The organism is Moorena sp. SIO3H5 (assembly GCF_010692395.1).
Taxonomy (GTDB): domain Bacteria; phylum Cyanobacteriota; class Cyanobacteriia; order Cyanobacteriales; family Coleofasciculaceae; genus Moorena.
In genome coordinates this window covers 1-2,565 of the sequence record NZ_JAAHHS010000658.1, presented here as the reverse complement: position 1 = coordinate 2,565, position 2,565 = coordinate 1, and the positions used below count along the sequence as shown (strand labels likewise).

General features: G+C 41.0%; 2 protein-coding genes and 1 pseudogene. 2 read left to right on the top strand and 1 reads right to left on the bottom strand.

What is annotated here, in order from left to right:
* Nucleotides 1-577, top strand: a pseudogene (locus tag F6K52_RS35180) (hypothetical protein); the annotation flags it as partial.
* Between the two features lie 216 nt (nucleotides 578-793).
* The gene (locus F6K52_RS35175; protein ID WP_293089649.1) at nucleotides 794-2,278 is read left to right on the top strand and encodes a DUF1802 family protein; all 1,485 of its coding nucleotides are present in this window, start codon (nucleotides 794-796) and stop codon (nucleotides 2,276-2,278) included.
* A gap of 26 nt (nucleotides 2,279-2,304) precedes the next feature.
* On the opposite strand, the gene F6K52_RS35170 is transcribed toward F6K52_RS35175, so the two are convergent.
* Nucleotides 2,305-2,565 (bottom strand): hypothetical protein (locus tag F6K52_RS35170; RefSeq protein WP_293089645.1); only part of this gene is annotated, 261 nt, incomplete at its 5' end.

The window sequence follows — 2,565 nt, the reverse complement described above, 5'->3', positions numbered from 1 at the left end:
AAATATTGACAATGAAGAGTATATGGAGGATGACCCTCAACTAACTAACGCTATTAAGTTTGGCCTAAAGCAACTGATCGGACAGATAGTGGCAGGAGTCACAATCGAAAAAATTGAAGCTCCCGTTAAACCAAAAAATAAATACCTCGGCGTCAAGATAGTTGGTAAACAAGAAGGTAATACGGTCAACATCGGACTAGCAGTGATCCAAGCCTCTTTTGGAAACAGGGTAACGACTGGGTTATCTCATCTTACGGATTATACAAAATATGATCTGACCCGTGGTTGTTTAGTCCGCTCTAAACCGATAAGTCCAAATGCAAAGAAGGCTCAAGAGTATTTCAATAACCTTAAGGCTCAAGGAGGAAAATCGGTAGCCTTGAAAACAGAGGACGTTAAGCCCTTAATTGCGATTCGCGCTGTTTATGAGAGTCGTGAAGACTATGAGTTGAGTGAAGAGCAGATTAAGGATTTTATCTATAACACAAAGCTAGCCATAGATAACCGATTACTGCGAAAAATTTTGAGTGCTCCATCGGAAGAAATTCCTGAAGAGGCAGTGGATGAAGAGGCGTAAAGTTGGATGATTAACTAAATAGAGCTATATATAACAGGGAACAGGGAACAGGGAACAGGGAACAGAGAACAAAATTATCACAATTAATTAAGTTGGGATTGCTATAGAATTTTTATTGGTAAATGCTAGAGTTAACAGGAGTTACATAGTTGACGCAAGGGATAAAATTGATTGATAGTAAGTGAGCTAGATATTTACTAATGAGTTAGCAAGATAATGAGTCAGCAAGATATAATTTCAATAGCCCTAGTTTTACCTTCACCAGATATCGAAGCCTTAATCCAAGGGCGAATAATTGCTGCTATACCTCAGATATTTATCAATCCAGGGCGAAAATTTGTCCTATATCCGTCTACTATATCAAATAATAATATATCCAGTAATCCCCTGTCTCTTGAGCAGTATTATCGCTCTAGTTTTAGAGAAATAGCAAAAAAAAGCCTAGGGGAAGTGAATTCTGAGACAGTTTTGATTAAAGCTTGGGCTAGGTGTGAACTTTGCCAACACTTGACTAAAACTGAATCCTTGGAGAGCTTATCACCGTTAACGGTATGGACAGCAGAAGGATTACAAGCAAGACTTGAGAAACAGCAGCGTATTTTCCTGGCTTACTTGCGGGTTTATCAGTTTCCTAAAGTGCTTGAAGTAGCTAGAAATAATACTAGTCAGCCCCTTGGGAAGTTTGTTAGTTTAGGTGATAATATTAGGGTTACTGAGGATTGGCCAGTATTAAGCGATCGCATTTTCAGCCAACGGCGACACCAGCTAGAAAATCGACTCCCGCCACTGTATCCGGAATTGGAAGAATTACAGAGTCAAATCGCTAACCTGGCCATTACTAACCCAGCGGCTAAAGCCCTTGACGAAGAGATAAAAAAATTTATAGGCTGGAGTAGCAACAAGCCGTTAACCTCATCTAATCCAGATTTAGCTTGGATAAATACCATAGCAGCATTGGGTAATCGCAGCAAAGAGTTGGATCAAGGTAAAACTAATTATCAAGCTGGAACAGATTTTGAAATTATTGTTCGTGATAGCCTTAAGTTTATAGGATTTACCATCGACTATGATCACAAAGGTGGTGCTGGTGGCTTAGATTTATTCTGCTCAAAACCTTATCCCTTGGTTGGTGAGTGCAAGGCTGGAAAAAAAATTCCTAACGATACGGCAGTACAACTGTTGAATTTAGGAACGTTACGTTTAAAGAATGAAGAACTACTTAATAAAACAGCTAAGTTAATTATTGGCCCTGGTGAGCCCACTAAACAACTTATGGATGCAGCTATTGTACATGATATGGCAATTATTAATCCTGAAACTCTTGAGAAGCTGGTGAAACTTCAAAGCCAGTATCCCAATTCCGTTGATTTAATTATACTAAAGAATTACTTGATACCTGGTCAAGCTGATCAGGAAGTTGAGAAATATATTAATCATATTTCTGAAAAACTGAAATTGCGATCGCATATTGTCCAGCTGGTGAAAAAGCTGATTGACGATAGAGATAATCACACGGTGGGAGTAGAGATGATCTATGGAGCCTATAACTTTTCCAATCCACCCCAGTCCTTGACTCAGCCAGAACTACACGAAATATTAATTGAGCTTTCTTCTCCCTTAACTGGCTACTTAGGGCGAATCAAGGAAACAGATAGTAAAAGTGATTGCTTTTACTTCCTGCGGGACTTACCCATGGATTAACTAGCACTTGATCAGTCTAGCGGTATTCAGTTTGATGAGGTACATTTTTTTAGGGAGCAGGGAGCAGGGAGCAGGGAGCAGGGAGCAGATAATAGGCAAGAGGCAAGAGGCAAGAGGCAAGAGGCAAGAGGCAAGAGGCAAGAGGAACCCACCCCTAACCCCTCCCAGGAGGGGAAGGCAAGAGGCAAGAGGCAAGAGGCAAGAGGCAAGAGGCAAGAGGCAAGAGGCAAGAGGAACCCACCCCTAACCCCTCCCAGGAGGGGAAGGCAAGAGGCGAGAGGAAAGAG